Below are 2,550 nucleotides of genomic sequence, written 5' to 3' on the forward strand. Positions count from 1 at the left end.
TGACTTAATCTACCATGCAAGCTTAAGCCGTTAGGTGTAGGCGCAGCGAAAGCGAGTCTGAATAGGGCGACTGAGTATGATGGATTAGACCCGAACCCCGGCGATCTAGGCATGGCCAGGTTGAAGGTGCAGTAACATGCACTGGAGGACCGAACCGGTGAATGTTGAAAAATTCTCGGATGAGCTGTGTTTAGGGGTGAAAGGCCAATCAAGCCGGGAAATAGCTGGTTCTCCGCGAAATCTATTGAGGTAGAGCGTCGGATGTATGCCGATGGGGGTAGAGCACTGGATGGGCTAGGGCTGCGCGAGCGGTACCAAACCTAACCAAACTCCGAATACCATCGAGTCTTATCCGGCAGACAGACGGCGGGTGCTAAGGTCCGTCGTCAAAAGGGAAACAGCCCTAACCTACAGCTAAGGTCCCCAAGTCATATCTAAGTGGGAAAGCATGTGGGAATCCCAAAACAACCAGGAGGTTGGCTTAGAAGCAGCCATCCTTTAAAGAAAGCGTAACAGCTCACTGGTCTAAACAAGGGTTCCTGCGGCGAAGATGTAACGGGGCTAAAGATATGCACCGAAGCTTAGGGTTCAGAATTTATTCTGAGCGGTAGCGGAGCGTTCCGTAAGCGAGTGAAGGCGAAGGGTAACCGACGCTGGACGTATCGGAAGTGCGAATGCTGACATGAGTAGCGACAAACAGGGTGAGATGCCCTGTCGCCGAAAGACCAAGGGTTCCTGCGCAACGCTAATCGGCGCAGGGTTAGCCGGCCCCTAAGACGAGCCCGAAGGGGGTAGTCGATGGGAACCACGTAAATATTCGTGGGCCTGAAGATGTGTGACGGATCGTGGAAGTTGTTTTCTCTTATTGGATTGAGAGGGCAGCCAAGCGGTTCCAGGAAATAGCCTCTTCACTATAGACCGTACCCGAAACCGACACAGGTGGTCAGGTAGAGTATACCAAGGCGCTTGAGAGAAGTATCCTGAAGGAACTCGGCAAATTGCCTCCGTACCTTCGGAAGAAGGAGGCCCCATATCGACGCAAGTCTTTGTGGGGGGCACAGGCCAGGGGGTAGCGACTGTTTAGCAAAAACACAGCACTCTGCTAAGTCGGCTTCAAGACGACGTATAGGGTGTGACGCCTGCCCGGTGCTCGAAGGTTAAGAGGAGGAGTGCAAGCTCCGAATTGAAGCCCGAGTAAACGGCGGCCGTAACTATAACGGTCCTAAGGTAGCGAAATTCCTTGTCGGGTAAGTTCCGACCTGCACGAATGGCGTAACGACTTCCCCACTGTCTCCAGGATATGCTCAGCGAAATTGAATTCTCCGTGAAGATGCGGAGTACCCGCGGTTAGACGGAAAGACCCCGTGCACCTTTACTGCAGCTTCAGAGTGGCATTAGGAAATTACTGTGTAGAATAGGTGGGAGGCTTTGAAACATCGGCGCCAGCTGGTGTGGAGCCAACCTGTGAAATACCACCCTGTGATTTTCTGATGTCTAACCACGCACCGTTATCCGGTGTTGGGACCCTCTGTGGCGGGTAGTTTGACTGGGGCGGTCGCCTCCTAAAGAGTAACGGAGGCGCGCGATGGTATGCTCAGGACGGTTGGAAACCGTCTGCAAGAGTGCAATGGCATAAGCATGCCTGACTGCGAGACCGACAGGTCGAGCAGAGACGAAAGTCGGTCATAGTGATCCGGTGGTCCCTCGTGGAAGGGCCATCGCTCAACGGATAAAAGGTACGCCGGGGATAACAGGCTGATGATTCCCAAGAGCTCATATCGACGGAATCGTTTGGCACCTCGATGTCGGCTCATCACATCCTGGGGCTGGAGCAGGTCCCAAGGGTTTGGCTGTTCGCCAATTAAAGTGGTACGTGAGCTGGGTTCAGAACGTCGCGAGACAGTTTGGTCCCTATCTGCCGTGGGCGTCGATTGTTGAAAGGAGTTGCCCCTAGTACGAGAGGACCGGGGTGAACATACCTCTGGTGTACCTGTCATCCTGCCAAGGGTGCCGCAGGGTAGCTATGTATGGACGGGATAACCGCTGAAAGCATCTAAGCGGGAAGCCTCCCTTGAGATAAGCAATCTTCGAACCGTCATAGACCATGACGTTGATAGGCCGGGTGTGGAAGCGCAGTAATGCGTGTAGCTAACCGGTCCTAATAGTTCTTTTCGCGCTTGTAGGATCTGCACCATCAATGACAGCCCTGTCGCAAGACAGGCGGCTCAACGGTGGTAGAGGAAACTTCAGCCGGATAAGCCCTCAAAAGCTCAACAGCATCGATTTAAAATCCGATACGGTCCCCGCAGGGCAAAACCTGCGGGCGGCCCGTCCGCCCGCTTTATTGCTTGGTGGCTATAGCGTCTGTGACCCACCCGATCCCATCTCGAACTCGGACGTGAAACCGGACTGCGCCGATGGTACTAGTGCTCAAGCACTGGGAGAGTAGGTCGCCGCCAGGCATTATAGCGGACGGACGCGGAACAAACCCATTCACGATTTCAAAAAGCCGCTGCCGGTGCAAACCGCGCGGCGGCTTTTTCGTCTCTG

At 54.2% G+C, this 2,550-nt stretch carries 2 rRNA genes (1 of these 2 cut by a window edge); both read left to right on the forward strand.

The annotated features are described in order from the left end of the window. Positions 1-2,182, forward strand: a 23S ribosomal RNA gene (locus tag GRI55_RS13575); it begins 610 nt to the left of the window's first position. Between the two features lie 165 nt (positions 2,183-2,347). Further along, a 5S ribosomal RNA gene (gene rrf / locus GRI55_RS13580) occupies positions 2,348-2,462 on the forward strand. Positions 2,463-2,550: the final 88 nt, after the last annotated feature.

This window comes from Qipengyuania citrea, from assembly GCF_009828015.1.
GTDB classification, from domain to species: Bacteria; Pseudomonadota; Alphaproteobacteria; order Sphingomonadales; family Sphingomonadaceae; genus Qipengyuania; species Qipengyuania citrea.